Below are 15,800 nucleotides of genomic sequence, written 5' to 3' on the forward strand. Positions count from 1 at the left end.
GAGGGAGTAGCTGAGATTTCTCAATCGCTGCTTCGCATCTCATTTCGAAATGACTTTTTCGTCATGCTGAACTGGTTTTAGCATCTCATCGGGAATAACTAGATTCCGTGTCGTACTTCGACTTCGCCCAGCAATCGCACGGAATGACATCCTAAATTTTAACGGTATGATTATTGAGATTTAGCGATATTTTTTATCATATTCCCAAAAATAAAAAGATGGAAGGGCAGTACGGAATACCAGTACAATCGCCCCAATAAGCCTTTAGGTCGGAAGGTTGCGGTTTGGTAAAGCACTCCGTCCTCTATCTTAAACTCCAACCAAGCTTCACCTGGGGTCCGCATTTCGGCAAAAAGCAGCAATCGTTTGCTTTTTTTGTCGGCCAGAAGCACTCGCCAAAAATCCAGTGCATCACCAGGAAAAATTTTATCGGGATGGGTTCTTCCACGTCGTAGTCCCGGTCCACCTACTAGCTTGTCCAAAAACCCACGGATTTTCCACAACCAATTACCATAATACCAACCGTTTTCCCCACCGATACGCCAAACATTTTCCAAAACGGCATCCTCATCCTTAATACGAATGGATTTTTTGTCCCGCAGCACACCGTACTTGGGTACTTGGATATAGTTTTCGAGGTCTTCCTTGATTTGTCCGCTGGCAATGCTGTCTTTCCAACTGCTGATTACGAGGTTTTGTTCAATTTTTTTGAAGGCCAAGTCGATAGCCTCTTCGTAAGTGTGAGTTTCAATTCCCAACATTTCTTGCAAGCGATTGTCTTGGGCCACAACCTCCATTTTCATGCTATCCACTAGGTTTGTAGCCAATTTGTAAGAGGTCGATGTCACAAAATAGAGCCAGTAAGAGGATAGTTTTGGGGTCATTACGGGAACCGTGAAAATCCAGTTTTTAAACCCACGCACTTTGGCATAGCCGTGCAACATATCTTTATAGGTAAGAATATCAGGTCCGCCAATATCAAAGGATTGACCGTACGTTTCTTTGTTGCCCAACACTTCGGTAAGGAACTGAATCACATCGCGAATGGCAATCGGCTGCGTTTTGGTAAGTACCCATTTAGGGGTAATCATCACGGGCAGTTTTTCGCAGAGATCACGAATAATCTCAAAAGAGGAACTTCCGGAGCCTACTATGATTCCTGCACGTAGCACTGTAACATCAAACGGGCCTTTGTAAAGAATTTTTTCCACATTTTTTCTGGAACTGAGGTGTTTGGAGAGTTCCTTGTCGTTCACGATGCCGCTGAGGTAGATAACCTGTTGGCATTGGGTGTTCTCCAAAATGGTGTTGAAGTTTTTGGCCGCTTGCGCCTCTTTTTCATCAAAATCGGTAACGGAGGAGGTCATGGAATGTATCAAGTAGTAGGCGGCATCAATATCCTTGGGTACCTGCTGTTTTTCGGGGTCGTCCAAAAAATCAATCTCGATAATATCAATTTTTGAGCGGATTTTAGCATCGACCGATAGCCGTTTTTCATCCCGAACGGCACAAACTACGCTATGGCCCATATCCAAAAGTTTGGGCAATATGCGCATTCCAATGTACCCATTGGCCCCTGTCAGCAATATTTTCATAGGTCTTCTAAATTGGTGGGTAGGTTATCCGCACGATGGTCCATCAATTTACGGAAGAATCGCTGAATAGCTTTGGTATCCGACTTTACTTTGATGAAGTAATGGTCCATATAAATGGAATAGATTCCGATGTCACCTTTGTACACGTTCAATTTGTAGTAGGGGATGATAAGCCCGTAGGTCTCTAAACGGGCACGGAACCGAACAATGATGCCGTTCGGACGAATTTCAATGTTACAGCTATTAGTACTGTTATCAAGAACGAGTAGATTGTATATATCCAAGCTAGCTTCGGTAATGAACAGTTTTGGCGAACCAATCCCGCCCATGGCAAAGCGCTCTTTTATAGGGATGGGTTTGCCTATGGCTTCGTCAATTTTTTTGGTTATGTCTTTGTTGGAGTAGGAGACGTTCAATAGCATATTTAAAATTAATCAAATTACAGCGGACCATTTGGTAAGGGTGTGGGAAAAGCCCAAAAATTGCGTAGTTTTGCGCCCTGAAAAGCCTTTATAGATGAGTTTGCAGAACGATTTGACCCAAAAAGTAATCGAGGCGGTAAAACAACTGTACCAAGTTGACTTGCCCACGGTGGAATTTCAACCTACCCGAAAGGATTTTGAGGGAGACATTACCGTGGTGGTGTTCCCCATGTTGCGCCTTGTGAAAGGGAATCCGGTTCAGATTGGAACTAAGATAGGGGAGTACCTAGTTGAGAATGTTGATGAAGTATTGAAATGCAATGTGGTGCAAGGCTTTTTAAACATAGTTATTGCTGATAGCTACTACCTGAATTTTTTCAATAGTATTCTTACTGAAACTGATTTTGGTTACGTAAAATCACAGTCCGATGATGCCGTGATGGTGGAATATTCATCCCCAAATACCAATAAGCCGTTGCACTTGGGGCACATTCGTAATAATCTTTTGGGATATTCAGTAGCAGAAATCTTAAAGGCTTCGGGCAAAAAGGTCTACAAAACCCAGATTATCAACGACCGTGGCATCCATATTTGTAAAAGTATGTTGGCCTGGCAAAAATTTGGTGAAGGTGAAACTCCCGAATCTTCCGGTTTAAAAGGGGATCACTTGGTTGGAAAATATTATGTAGCTTTTGATAAAGCTTACAAAGAACAGATTACCGAATTGGTCGAATCGGGCACACCCAAAGAAAAGGCTAAAAAGGAGGCGCCAATTTTATTGGAGGCCCAAGAAATGCTTCGTAAATGGGAAGCTGGAGATGATGATGTTGTGGCACTTTGGAAAAAAATGAACGGTTGGGTGTACGATGGTTTCGATATCACCTACAAAAACTTAGGCGTTGATTTTGATACCCTTTACTACGAGAGCGATACCTATTTGCTAGGTCGTGATGTGGTGAAAGATGGATTGGAACGCGGTGTTTTCTTTAAAAAGGAAGATGGCAGTGTTTGGATAGACCTGACCGAGGAGGGATTGGATGAAAAAATTGTACTGCGTTCCGACGGCACGGCAGTGTATATGACTCAAGACATCGGTACGGCCATCCAACGGGTAACGGACCATCCAGACATTAACGGAATGGTGTACACGGTGGGTAACGAACAGGATTATCACTTTAAGGTGCTGTTCCTTATCCTGAAGAAGCTTGGTTATTCTTGGGCGGAGCAGTTGTTCCATTTGAGTTATGGAATGGTGGATTTGCCCAGCGGCAAAATGAAGAGTAGGGAAGGTACCGTAGTGGATGCGGACGACCTTATCAAAAATATGGAAGATACCGCTGAATCCATTTCTGAAGAATTGGGCAAGTTGGATGGCTATTCCAAAGAAGAAAAAAAGCAATTGTACCGAACCATAGGTTTGGGTGCTCTTAAATACTATATTTTAAAGGTAGACCCTAAAAAGCGTATCCTTTTTAATCCAGAGGAGTCGGTGGATTTCCAAGGGAACACAGGGCCGTTTATCCAGTATACGTACGCTAGAATTCAGTCTATTTTGCGCAATGCGGATTTCAATGTCTCGACTACGCTCGACATTACAATGGAATTGCACGAAAAGGAGAAGGAGTTGTTGAAGCAAATCCAATTGTTTCCTGAAACGGTGCAGTTGGCAGCGGAAAACTATAGTCCTGCCTTGATTGCCAATTATACTTATGACTTGGTTAAGGAGTTCAATTCCTTTTATCAACAAGTGTCCATTTTAGGTGAAACCGATGAGCAAAAGAAAAACTTTAGGGTACAGTTGTCGCAAAAAGTGGGCGAGGTGATTCGGTCAGCGTTCCGCTTATTGGGTATTAATGTTCCTGAGCGGATGTAATAATCCCTCTGTGTTTTGACTTAATGTCAAAACACATCTCCCTTTTTAAAGGGAGAAGCCTGTGGGATTATTTAAAATGTTCTGAAATTTCCGAGAGTACGGATTCCAAATTTTCAAATACCATTTTATTCTCAAAGCGGACTACGGTAAAACCTAATTCATTCAAAACCTTAGTACGTTTTGCATCGTATTCTTGTGCTTGAGGTGTATTATGAACAGCTCCATCCAATTCAATCACCAGCTTTTCAGATGCACAATAAAAATCTACAATATAGTTTTTGATGCTATGCTGACGGTTGAAACGCCTTCCCTGTAATTTTTTAGCTTTTAGATGTCGCCACAGAAAGGCTTCGGCAGGGGTTAAGTTCTTTCTCAACTTTTTTCGGAAATGTTCTAATTCTTTGCGATTATGGATTCTTTTTTTCATCAATCTCTCTTTTAATAGCTCCCCTCTTTGCAAAGAGGGGAGATTCAGACTTGCTGAATCGGGAGATTGATGGGATAAATCTACAAAATTTAAAAACTCACCCTAAAACTTACATTGGGTGTAATGCCCAGTGAAACGTTTTCCACGGTCTCAATTTCATCATCCGCGTTTACTCGGTAATATTTGTTGAGCGTATTTTTTCTATTCGTAAAATTTAGGATGGAGAGTCCCGCATTGGCACGAATGCTTCTGCTTAACTGAAAATTATAGATAGCCGAGGCATCCGCCCTAAAATATTCTGGCAACCGACTATTGTTCGGGGCTTGGTAATTGATTCTGGGCGGAAAAAAATCTTGGTCCAAACCTTCTTCGCCTTCAACAGGCTCTGTAAATGGTTTTCCCGTTCTATAGTTTAGTCCAATGCTTAATTTCAAGTCTTTGTAGTTGTAGGTACTTGCAAAGGTAACCGTGTGCCTTATGTCCAAATTGTTGGGAAACGACTGTGGTACAATCGAATCAAAAGTGTAATCATTTTTATTGTAAGCATAGCTCAACCATGTACTGTAATTGTCTCCTTTTTTGTTGATGAGCAGCTCAGCTCCTTTAACATCGTAACTCCCAATTTCACCCGAAAACTGATGTGGGTTCTGGAATCCTTGTGTACTGGTGCTTATTCCGTCCACATTTTTGTAAAAGCCTTCAACCCCAACGTAAAAATTGTTTTTTTCGTAATTAATGCCAACGGAACCTTGCTTGCTTTTGGTAACAGGAAGTGTGTTATCGTTGGACAGAATCCACCGTCGCTTTTCAATACCTAAAAAGTTTTGTTCCAAATCTATGATCTGGTTGGTGGTCTGGCTTTTAAACTCACCCAAAATTTCGGCTCTTACATAATTGGCCAACTTAAAATTCAGATTGATCCTTGGTTCGATCAAAAACTTTTTGAAGGTGTCCAGGTTCTCAATAAAGTTAAAGCGGGCACCGATTTTTCCAATGAATTTGTTTTCTGGTGAATTATAATTGATTTGAGAAAAAGGGGCGTGGGTCCTTATAACGCCTTTTACTTTGCTATAAAAGTTAGGCTGGTTGATTTCAGTGGCATTGATAATACCTGTTTCTATATATTGGTAGCCGTTGTTCCAACTGAATTCATCGGTAAGGATATATTTTGTGTTAAGTTTTATGGCGTTTTCCGTTACTTGATTGTTTTGGAACAATTGCTGTACCTGGTTGGCGAAAATATTCTGTGCATCCAGATTGTACCTAGAATAATATATGTTGAGATGGGAAGAAAAACGGTCGGTCCAAGTACTCTGTAATTGACCGCCTACGGAAATATTATCCTGTTTTAATAAACTGGTGTTGGTCTCATCTGCGGAGACATTGGTTTCTTCATATTTTAGATTGTTTTTGATACGTATGGCACTCAGCCTGATTTTATGGTCCGGGTTGAGGTTGTACAGGATTTTTCCGGAAAAGTCGTAAAAGAAAAAGTCTTCATCTCGGATAAATTCTTCATCTACAGTATTGTTGTTTTGAAGCGTAATCTCGCTATCTTGGAAGGCCCTATTGAAAAATTGTTTGTAGGTGGGCGTGCTCAGGAAATCGGTTGTTGAACGCCTGGCCGAAAATTGAATGCCGAGTTTGTTGGTCACTGGAATCTCTCCATAAACGTCTCCGCTTATCAGGTTAAATCCTCCGCCTCCCTTCCATCTATCGGAGATTGTATTCCCAGTTTCCATTTGAATAACGCTGCTTACACCGTCCCCGAAATTTGCCGGGGTTCCATTTTTGTATATGGTCACCTTATCTGTTTGATAGGGGTTAAAAGCGGATATCAAACCAAAAAAATGTCCGGACTGATACATTTTGATGCCGTTCCAAAGTACTAGGTTTTGGTCGTTGGTTCCTCCCCTTACATTAATGTCCGATACCGTTTCGTCAATGCTTTTAATGCCGGGAAGGGCTTGTACGGTTTGGAGGATGTCCGGTTCTATCAATCCTGGAAGGATGCCAAATTCGTCAGTTTTCAGAGTAATACTGGCATCTTTTTCCTTTATGATTCCAGAGGTAAGGTATTTGTAGACGAACACTTCATCCAATTGTTCGTAATGCTGTGCCAATAGTATTTTAGGGCATCCACCTTGCTGCAATAGGGTTTCGACCTTTACATATTTGGTAATGTAGCCCAAGTAGCGAATTTTGAGTGAGGCATCACGGGGGATGTTTTCCATGGTAAAGCGGCCATTGTTGTCGGTAATTTTGGCAATATTGGTTCCCAACACCTCTACGGTTGCACCTATTACCGTGTTTTCTTCAAAATTATCCAGTACTACACCACAAAGGTTTACGCGGTTTTCTTTGGTAAGGGTATAGTACCGTTCATTGAGTTTTTTTGTTTCTACACGAAATTTATCTTCAATGTATTGTAGAATTCCTTCCAGTGTGTCGAGGTTTTCAGGAATAGAAATGGCGAGTCCTTCCAAATCTTCATTGAGATAGGAAAACTTGATGTTAAAACGGTTTTCCAACGTTTTTATATAGGAAATAAGGCCAATGGGGGATTGCTGCCTTTCCTGCGCATTAGCGGCGCAGAGTATGAAAAGCAAAAAAACAAGGACGAGGCCTAAATGCTTATTGTTGTGTGTTCCCAGCATAAAAAAGTACGTTGTCTCCGTCTATTTTGTAACGTGTTTTGGAGGGGGTACTTATACTTTTTAACGCCATATTTAGGTCTGTGTTGTTGAAAGAACCTGTAAATAAGAGATTTTCATCAATATTTTTTGAGGATACCTTTACATTGAACTGTCTTTCAAGCTCGGCAAAAACATATTTTAGGGGTATGCTCTCAAAGCTACTTTCATTGTTCATCCAAGATGGTAGCGTGCCATTGGGTGTCCCAACGTCAACAATTTTGCCGTTGATCATCAAGAAAGAAGTTCCGGCGGACAACTTGGTTTCTTTGTTGTTGTAGTTAACGCTTACCAAACCTTCGTAGCAAGTCACCTCAAAAAAACCTTTTCTATTTTCCACATTAAATTGTGTGCCCAAAACGGCAACCGTTCCGTGTTTGGTGGAAACCGTGAATTTTTTTCCTTTGGCAACTTTAAAGAAAGCTTCTCCTTTTAAATCAACATTTCTTTTATTGTCCCAATTCTTTTTATTGAAGGACACTTGTGAATCTGCGTTCAAAAAGATTTCGGAATTATCGGGCAGCATAAGCTCGGAACGCTCAGCGTAATCCGTGGCAACTTTTTCGTTTAAGGTGTTTACATAAAAATAAGAACCGGCGAGGAGTATGGCAATAACGGCAGCGACTCTCAGGAATTTCTTGAAAGGATTCAAGGAAATCACCTTTGGTACATTGTCAATATGCTCTTTTTTCAAGCGTTGTAAGGCTTTTTCCGTGTCAAAATCGGGGGCCTTTAAGTTGCTTGAAGCATCCTTGAGCTTTTGATACGAGGCAAACTCTTGGGAATTTTTGAACTCCCTAAGTTCCTCTTCCGAAAGCTCTCCACTGAGCCATTTTGCCAAATAATTTTCTTGCATGGGTTTTATGCTTTACGTTATAATAACAACTACCTTTTAAAATACCCTACCTTTCAAGTTCAAGTTCAAGTTCAAGTTCAAGAGCATAGATCCGTGGATCAGGGCCAAACGACAAAGACTGGGGCTACTGTCAACTGCTTACCGCGAACTGACATCTGACTTCGTGCTTCCAAGATCAGGGTCAATATCTCCTGTCTCTTTTCTATCGTCTATCTTTTCTACTTTAAATGCCATCAATTTGTTCACGTAAACTCTTCAGCGCCAAATGCATCCTTTTTTCAATGGCTTTTATGCTTACTCCCTCAATTTCTGCGATTTCCGCATATTTTTTACCATCAATCCGGTTGAGCAAAAAAGTAGTTCTTTGGTTTTCGGGCAAAGCATTTAGGGCATTGTCCAATTTTTCCTTGTATTCTTTTTCCTCCATCAAAAATTCTGGAGACTCATTTGTTCTGTCCTTAACAAGGCTGTCAGCATGTTTTAATCTAACCTTTTCTGCCTTGATTACATTTAAATATAGATTATTGGCAATGGTGTAAACGTAGGATTTTGCTTTTTCCGGACTTACCTTTGCACAGTTTTGCCATAATTTTACAAATGCTTCCTGAACGGCGTCGTGAGCCTTTTCCTCATTCCCAAATTTGTAAAAGATATAATTGAAGACCGTTTTGGAGTGGGTCTTAAAAACTTTGCTGAAAACATGGTCTTCGCATACGTTGCTCATGGATGGGGGTTTGTTTATCGGTTCAAATATATTTGAAAATTTTTAAGAAAAAGTAGGGTTTTTTTAAGAAGGGTTGTTTTAAGATTGAATTATAACCCCAAAATTCAAAAGTTATGAAAAAGTTGATTGACAACTTGTTGCGCACAGTACTGGTTGTACTTGTTTTAAGTTTGTCCTCTTGTCAGGAAGAATACGAAGAGATTGACCCAGGTGGAGAGGGACAAGCCATTGCGGCCAATTCTACAACGGCCATATTAATTAAAAAAACATCTTCTTATGATGGTTCTTTCGACAACATTGTCGATGGAGCCAGTTGTTTTGCCATACAATTTCCTTATACAGTGAATGTAAATGGGGTTGATGTGACAATCGATTCTAAAAGTGACCTTGAAATTGTTGAAGAAATTTTTGATGGATTGGACGACGACAACGACGTTTTGGACATTGCTTTTCCCATTACAGTTACCCTTTCCGATTTTACAGAGATAAGCATTAAAAACTATGGTGAGCTTGAAAAAATGGCCCGTGAGTGTATTGAAGGGGGCGACGATGACGATATAGAGTGTATCGACTTTGTTTACCCAATTACCTTGTTCACTTTTGGTGTGGATAACCAACAATCCGATCAGGTAGAGATAAAGAACGACCTAGGTATGAGGAGGTTTTTTGATGAACTTGGCGACAATGAATTGATTAGCATACAGTTCCCCGTTACTCTAAAAAAACATGATGGCACCCAAATTACGGTCGGGAGCAATGCGGAACTTGCCGCAGCACTGGAAACATCCAAAAATGAATGTGATGAGGACGATGATAATGATTATAACGATGATGATTTCACTTTAGAGGAACTTAATGATCTTTTGTTGGCCTGTCCTCTGGAAGTTAGACAAGTAATCCGCGATGAAGTCGATAACACAGAACAATATTTTGAACAATTGATGACCTTTTCCCAAGATGGGACAGTGGTACTTGCCAGTGCAACTACCAGCATAACTGGAACATGGACTACTGCCATGGCGGAAAACGGTGTACTCTTGAGTATTGATTTTGAAGCTGTTGCCGACTTTACTTTGGATTGGTATGTGTATGAATTGGACGATGATCTTATAAAACTTTATAAGGACAATGGTAACAAAATAATACTCAAAGAACGTTGTGATGCGGAGCCGTCCGAAGTAGATAGGGAAACCTTGATTTCAATGTTGCAAGAATGTGAATGGATCGTAAAAAAGATAATAAACCAAGGGAATGAGGTCAAAAGGCTTCTTGGATATGAATTCCAGTTTAAGGCAGGAGGAACAGTTACCCTTGGCAATGGTGTAAATGTCTCACAAGGTAGTTGGGACATCGGACTCAATAGTCAATTGGAATTATCCCTTATGATTACTTTGGAAGATGAACCAGAGGTGAGTTATGAGTGGCCCATCAGTGAGCTTACGGATAGCCGATTTAAATTTAATATTGATGACTCAGACAATGAAATGGTACTTCTGCAAGTATGTGATGATAGTGAGGATGATGGCGATGTTGCCGAAATTAGAAGTATGATCATGGACGGACCTTGGAATATCGCCCTGTACCAAGAAGGAGAAATACAACTGACAACTTCTTACACAGGAATGGAGTTTAACTTCTCGACGATGCACCAGATGGAAGTATTGATCAATGCAGACCCTGTGGCCAATGGTCTTTGGAGGGTGCTGAGAGATTCGGAAGAAGGTTTGAAGCTCTATATTAATTTTGATACAGGAGATGATCTTGTAGGGTTGACCAATGATTGGAAGGTGGTCTCTATCACTTCCACACGAATTGAACTTACTGATGAAAGCGATGATGATTCTTTGGATACCTTGGTGTTCGAGAAACCATAGAATTTTTCCCCAATCTTTTTTTTCCAAAAGAAGGACGGCTAGCCCCAAAGCCGTCCTTTTTCTTTATATTATTCTTAAATTTGTCCCTCCTTTAAAACAAAGAACACATGTTCGATAATTTAAGCGAAAAATTAGACAAGGCACTCCACGTCCTTAAAGGGCATGGTCAGATTACTGAAATCAATGTTGCAGAGACCCTTAAGGAAGTGCGAAGGGCCTTGTTGGATGCCGACGTTAACTTTAAGATTGCCAAGGAATTTACCAATACGGTCAAAGAGAAGGCGCTAGGCCAAAATGTATTGTCCTCCCTTCAACCTGGCCAGCTCATGGTAAAATTGGTTAAAGATGAGCTTACCGAGCTTATGGGGGGCGAAGCAGAAGGTATAGACCTCTCAGGTAACCCTTCTGTAATCTTGATGTCCGGTCTGCAAGGTTCTGGTAAAACCACCTTTTCCGGTAAACTTGCCAATTTCCTCAAAAACAAAAGAACCAAAAAGCCACTTTTGGTAGCCTGCGATGTCTACCGTCCAGCAGCGATAGACCAGTTACATGTAGTAGGTGACCAAATAGGGGTAGAGGTATATTCCGATCGGGGCAACAACGATCCTGTTGCCATTGCCAAGGCAGGTATTGCCCATGCAAAAAGTACAGGGTGCAATGTAGTGATTATTGATACCGCGGGTCGTTTGGCTGTGGATGAGCAGATGATGAATGAAATCTCCAACATCCACAAAGCCGTAAAGCCGCAGGAAACCTTGTTTGTGGTAGACTCCATGACGGGGCAAGATGCGGTAAACACTGCAAAGGCATTTAACGATGTACTGAATTTTGACGGGGTAATCCTAACCAAACTCGATGGTGATACCCGAGGTGGTGCCGCCATTTCCATTAAATCCGTGGTCGATAAGCCTATCAAATTTATTGGTACGGGCGAGAAAATGGAGGCCATTGATGTGTTCCACCCATCCCGAATGGCCGACCGTATCCTTGGTATGGGAGACGTGGTATCCTTGGTGGAGCGTGCCCAAGAGCAGTTTGATGAAGAGCAAGCACGTAAGATTCAAAAGAAAATTGCCAAAAATAAATTCGGGTTTGATGATTTCTTGAGCCAAATTCAGCAAATCAAGAAAATGGGGAACATGAAGGACCTCATGGGAATGATTCCTGGTGCAGGAAAAGCCTTGAAAGGATTGGATATTGATGATGATGCCTTTAAACACATTGAGGCCATTATCCACTCCATGACCCCCGAGGAAAGATCTACACCTGCCAAATTGAATGCAAGCCGTAAAAAGCGCATAGCTGCCGGTAGTGGAACATCCATTCAAGAAGTAAACCAATTGCTAAAACAGTTCAATCAAATGAGCAAGATGATGAAGATGATGCAAGGCGGCGGAGGCAAAAAGATGATGCAGATGATGCAGAATATGAAATAATTTTATTAGGAAGTCGGAAGTCGGAAGTCAGAAGTCAGAAGTCAGAAGTCGGAAGTCGGAAGTCGGAAGTCGGAAGCCCGTTGAATAATTGCCAAAACCTTAAGAATCACTATGGAAATCCTTGACGGAAAAAAAGTATCGAACCAGATTAAAGAAGAAATCACCGTTGAGGTGGCTCAAATGAAAGAACGGGGCGAAAAAGTTCCCCACTTGGCAGCCGTTTTGGTTGGTAACGATGGAGCCAGTCTAACCTATGTGGGCAGCAAGGTGCGTTCCTGTAAAAAAATAGGGTTCGAATCCACATTGATCCATCTTCCCGAGGAGACCACAGAAGAAGATTTGCTAAAGCAAGTACACCAATTGAACAACGACCCCGCCATTGATGGTTACATTGTTCAATTGCCCTTGCCCAAACATATTGATGAGGAAAAAGTATTGATGGCCGTTGACCCCGATAAGGATGTGGATGGATTTCACCCCACCAATTTTGGGAAAATGGCCTTGGATATGGAAACCTTTATTTCAGCCACGCCGTTTGGTATTATGGAATTGTTAAAGCGCTATAAAGTAGAAACCGAAGGAAAACACACGGTGGTTATCGGTAGGAGCCATATTGTGGGCAGGCCTATCAGTATTTTAATGAGCCAAAAGGGGAATCCGGGAAACTCTACCGTGACCTTGGCGCACAGTAGAACCAAAAACTTAAAGGAATTAACGCTTCAGGCGGATATTGTGATTTCTGCATTGGGAGTTCCAAAGTTTTTAAAGGCGGATATGGTCAAGGATGGAGTCACCATCATTGATGTGGGGATTACCCGCGTACCTGATGAAACCAAGGAAAAAGGATATTACATCACTGGCGATGTGGATTTTGAAAATGTAAGTAAGAAAGCATCGTACATTACACCTGTTCCTGGAGGGGTAGGACCTATGACCATTGCCATGTTGCTCAAGAACACCTTGTTGGCCCGTGAGCGTCACAACGTGTAAAAACCTTAGTCTGCGTTTTCTTGCTCAGCCTTTTGCTCTTCTTCGGGGGTCAAAAATTCAAATTCGGTCTCACCTTCGTCATTGGTGCAACTGGATACCGCCATGGCAGAAAAAATAAGGGTAATCAGGAGTAAAATTGTCTTCATAATAGTACGATTTGGGTTTGGCTTAAGACCCTAATCAGTACACTTATAACGAATTGCCATCAATATTCTTGTTTTTATATCCAAAATATCGATAACTTACTTCTTGGTGAATAAACCTGAGTTCGATTATTGTTATGAAATTAAGCATATTGAAAATCAGTGCTTTATACAGGTGAATACTATGTTACTTCGAGTGCAGTCGAGAAGTCTTTTAAATTTTCGAGCTGTTAAATAGGTCTCGACTACGCTCGACCTGACACTTTGGAGTTAAAACTCTGATTTCTTTTCATTAACAATCGAACTCAGCTAAACAAGGTTTTATGGCTCAAACAGTTAGAAACAAAGTAGCTTGGGTGGTTTTTGTGTTTTTGGCCATTGGAATAGGTCTCTACCCACTGATTTATATATTCGCGACCGAGGATTTTGGACTTTTAATGAACAAATCCAATGAACTATTGGCAAGTACACTTTGGAAAACAGCCTTTTACGGCCATATCAGTTTTGGAAGCTTGGCTCTGTTGGTGGGTTGGTCTCAGTTTGTCAAAAAGTGGAGGTCCAAACACCTAAAATGGCATAGAAATATTGGGAAAGTATATGTGTTATCCGCTTTGATAAGTGGATTGTGCGGTGTATACCTTGGTTTTTTCGCCACGGGCGGCATTGTTTCATCCTTGGGGTTTATAAGTCTTGGGTTGATTTGGCTCTTTACTACCCTACGGGCCTATATTGCAGTAAAAAACAAAGACCTTTCCCTGCATCAAGGTTTAATGATCTACAGCTACGCGGCTTGTTTTGCTGCAGTTACCTTACGTATTTGGTTGCCCTTACTAACTATTATTTTTGGAGAGTTTTTGCTGGCCTACAAAATAGTTGCCTGGCTTTGTTGGGTGCCCAATATGGTTTTTGCCCAACTTTGGGTAAAGAAAAAAGGCCTGACCCTTGTTTGATCTACTTGGCAAACAATTGCCCCATATCCTTAAAAGCCTTGAATTCCAAAGCATTTCCGGCAGGGTCTAAAAAGAACATGGTCGCCTGTTCCCCGGGCTCCCCTTTAAACCGAATGTAAGGTTCAATTACAAAATCGATACCCTTTTCTATTAACGTTTTGGAAAATGTTTGAAAGGTATCCCATGGCAAAACCACACCATAATGGGGCACGGGTACATTTTTGCCATCAACGGGGTTGGTGTGCGTGTCTTCTTCGGACTTTGGCTTATAATGAATCACGAATTGATGCCCAAAAAAGTTAAAGTCTACCCATTGTTCGGCACTTCTACCTTCTTCACACCCGAGCACATCGCGGTAAAAAATTCTACATTCATCCAAATTGTGTACCGGAACGGCAACATGAAAAGGGGGTATTTTTTGCATGGTTTATTTTTTCTGAAAATTAGGACAACTTTATCAAGCTTCCAAAAAAGATATGATTTGGTCGTTCACATCGTCTTGGTGCATGGAATGTCCCAAGCCCTCGGTACTTACCAACGTACTGTCTTTCCAATTTTTATTTACTGCAACCGATGCATGGTAAGGTGTAATGTTGTCATGCCTATCATGAAACAACAACCCTTTTTTGCTGATGGATTGTGCAAATTTGGAAGTGGAAAACTCATCAATCCGGAATCCGAAGCGGTTGTATATGTACTTATCCAAATGTTTCATCACCCTATTATTGAACTTTAATAAATCTTGAAAGTGCTCCATAATCTCGTAGAATTCCGATGGAGAACCAATGGTGACCATTTTTTCAACATGGGTACTTGGATTTTTATATTGGTTGTAAATAATGGTCATACCTCCCACCGAATGTCCAATCAGGTGTTTTGGATTGTACTTTGTCACCATATAGTTTACAGCTTCCTCATACAAAGGCACATACAAGTGCTTTCCGGAAGAATAGCCATGCGAAGGAGCATCAAAAGCAATAATGTTAAAATCGGCCTCCCTAAGTTTTTTGATAAGGTTGCGCCATCTAAAGGTGTTGCTCTCCCAACCATGGACCAACAAAACGGTTTCTTTGTTCCCAGGCCAATGATACGATTGTATTTTATGCTCGGCAACCTCTTCAATGGCCAGTTTGGCTCCGTCCAAATAGGCTGCTTGTTCCGGTCTAACCCTCCCTTTTCTGACTGTGCAAAACAAATGAAAAGCACTATCGGCTGCTTTTTGGGGTGCAACTAGCGTATACGCATTATAGTATTGCCCGTAGGCCAATGGAAGTATTTTATTGAGCAGTTTTTTCATAAGGTTACTTTTTGTAACTTACTCTTAATTTGATACTAAAAGTACATATTCATTTTAGAAAACAAAAGAAGTGACGGATTGAAAACTAAGTGTGTAAATGGAAACTATTGCTGATAATCAGAAAATTAGGACGGTAAAAAAATTAGAAAAAATGTTTGGACATATAGATTACAAGAACCCGCCCGAATTATGCCCGGTTCGCGATGTAATGTCCGTAGCTTCTGACCAATGGAGTATATTGATTCTTCTTTGGCTTGGATATTTTCCTTTACTCCGGTTCAACAAACTCAAGAAATACGTCTACGGAATATCCAATAAGGTATTGAGCCAGCGCTTAAAAGTTCTTGAGGCGGACGGTTACATTGCTCGTAAGGCGTATGCGGAAGTGCCTATCCGTGTAGAGTACAGTCTTACGGATTTTGGACAGTCTTATGTGGAAAAACTTCTGGAGTTGGCCGAATGGATGCACGATAACAGCCCAAAGGTTTTGGCCAATCGCGAAAAATTCGGCTTGCTTTAA

General features: G+C 41.2%; 15 protein-coding genes. 6 read left to right on the top strand and 9 right to left on the bottom strand.

Features of this window, described 5'->3' with window-relative positions; genetic code table 11:
- Positions 1 to 170: 170 nt before the first annotated feature.
- Complete coding sequence (locus tag AC13CS_RS10970) at positions 171 to 1,595, bottom strand: SDR family oxidoreductase (protein ID WP_293167573.1); 1,425 nt, start codon at positions 1,593 to 1,595, stop codon at positions 171 to 173.
- On the bottom strand, positions 1,592 to 2,017 hold the full coding sequence (locus tag AC13CS_RS10975) for a hypothetical protein (RefSeq protein WP_293167571.1): 426 nt from the start codon (positions 2,015 to 2,017) through the stop codon (positions 1,592 to 1,594). Before AC13CS_RS10975 ends, AC13CS_RS10970 begins: the two co-directional genes overlap by 4 nt.
- Before the next feature lie 94 nt (positions 2,018 to 2,111).
- On the opposite strand from AC13CS_RS10975, the gene argS reads away from it, so the two are divergent.
- The gene (gene argS, locus AC13CS_RS10980; RefSeq protein WP_293167569.1) at positions 2,112 to 3,890 is read left to right on the top strand and encodes an arginine--tRNA ligase; all 1,779 of its coding nucleotides are present in this window, start codon (positions 2,112 to 2,114) and stop codon (positions 3,888 to 3,890) included.
- 67 nt (positions 3,891 to 3,957) lie between these two features.
- Here argS and AC13CS_RS10985 read toward each other — a convergent pair whose 3' ends face one another.
- The 4 genes from AC13CS_RS10985 to AC13CS_RS11000 form a co-directional block, all read right to left on the bottom strand.
- Positions 3,958 to 4,317 (bottom strand): DUF559 domain-containing protein, encoded by a 360-nt coding sequence (locus AC13CS_RS10985; protein WP_293167567.1) that lies wholly within the window; start codon positions 4,315 to 4,317, stop codon positions 3,958 to 3,960.
- 89 nt (positions 4,318 to 4,406) lie between these two features.
- Positions 4,407 to 6,974 (bottom strand): carboxypeptidase-like regulatory domain-containing protein, encoded by a 2,568-nt coding sequence (locus AC13CS_RS10990; protein WP_293167565.1) that lies wholly within the window; start codon positions 6,972 to 6,974, stop codon positions 4,407 to 4,409.
- Entirely contained in the window at positions 6,952 to 7,866 is a 915-nt protein-coding gene (locus AC13CS_RS10995; protein WP_293167563.1) for a FecR family protein, read from the bottom strand. The genes AC13CS_RS10990 and AC13CS_RS10995 overlap by 23 nt, the downstream gene beginning before the upstream one ends.
- A 223-nt stretch (positions 7,867 to 8,089) precedes the next feature.
- The gene (locus AC13CS_RS11000) at positions 8,090 to 8,590 is read right to left on the bottom strand and encodes a sigma-70 family RNA polymerase sigma factor (RefSeq protein ID WP_293167561.1); all 501 of its coding nucleotides are present in this window, start codon (positions 8,588 to 8,590) and stop codon (positions 8,090 to 8,092) included.
- A 113-nt stretch (positions 8,591 to 8,703) separates the two neighbouring features.
- Here AC13CS_RS11000 and AC13CS_RS11005 point away from each other — a divergent pair, with 113 nt between their 5' ends.
- The 3 genes from AC13CS_RS11005 to folD all read left to right on the top strand — a co-directional run bounded on the left by AC13CS_RS11005 (position 8,704) and on the right by folD (position 12,890).
- Complete coding sequence (locus AC13CS_RS11005) at positions 8,704 to 10,464, top strand: hypothetical protein (protein ID WP_293167559.1); 1,761 nt, start codon at positions 8,704 to 8,706, stop codon at positions 10,462 to 10,464.
- A gap of 107 nt (positions 10,465 to 10,571) precedes the next feature.
- Complete coding sequence (gene ffh / locus AC13CS_RS11010) at positions 10,572 to 11,900, top strand: signal recognition particle protein (protein ID WP_293167557.1); 1,329 nt, start codon at positions 10,572 to 10,574, stop codon at positions 11,898 to 11,900.
- A 111-nt stretch (positions 11,901 to 12,011) separates the two neighbouring features.
- Positions 12,012 to 12,890: a bifunctional methylenetetrahydrofolate dehydrogenase/methenyltetrahydrofolate cyclohydrolase FolD gene (folD, locus tag AC13CS_RS11015; protein WP_293167555.1), complete on the top strand. Its 879-nt coding sequence runs from the start codon at positions 12,012 to 12,014 to the stop codon at positions 12,888 to 12,890.
- A gap of 5 nt (positions 12,891 to 12,895) precedes the next feature.
- Here the strand turns inward: folD and AC13CS_RS11020 are convergent, their stop codons facing one another.
- Positions 12,896 to 13,036, bottom strand: a complete 141-nt coding sequence (locus AC13CS_RS11020; protein WP_293167553.1) for a hypothetical protein — start codon at positions 13,034 to 13,036, stop codon at positions 12,896 to 12,898.
- Positions 13,037 to 13,356: 320 nt separating this feature from the next.
- Here AC13CS_RS11020 and AC13CS_RS11025 point away from each other — a divergent pair, with 320 nt between their 5' ends.
- Positions 13,357 to 13,983, top strand: a complete 627-nt coding sequence (locus AC13CS_RS11025) for a DUF2306 domain-containing protein (protein ID WP_293167551.1) — start codon at positions 13,357 to 13,359, stop codon at positions 13,981 to 13,983.
- A gap of 1 nt (position 13,984) precedes the next feature.
- Here the strand turns inward: AC13CS_RS11025 and AC13CS_RS11030 are convergent, their stop codons facing one another.
- Positions 13,985 to 14,407: a VOC family protein gene (locus tag AC13CS_RS11030; protein ID WP_293167550.1), complete on the bottom strand. Its 423-nt coding sequence runs from the start codon at positions 14,405 to 14,407 to the stop codon at positions 13,985 to 13,987.
- A gap of 33 nt (positions 14,408 to 14,440) precedes the next feature.
- Positions 14,441 to 15,280, bottom strand: a complete 840-nt coding sequence (locus tag AC13CS_RS11035; RefSeq protein ID WP_293167549.1) for an alpha/beta fold hydrolase — start codon at positions 15,278 to 15,280, stop codon at positions 14,441 to 14,443.
- Between the two features lie 97 nt (positions 15,281 to 15,377).
- On the opposite strand from AC13CS_RS11035, the gene AC13CS_RS11040 reads away from it, so the two are divergent.
- Positions 15,378 to 15,800 carry a winged helix-turn-helix transcriptional regulator gene (locus tag AC13CS_RS11040; protein ID WP_293167547.1) on the top strand — a complete coding sequence of 141 codons (423 nt, stop codon included), beginning with the start codon at positions 15,378 to 15,380 and terminating at the stop codon, positions 15,798 to 15,800.

Source organism: Flagellimonas sp. B-3 (genome assembly GCF_056857835.1).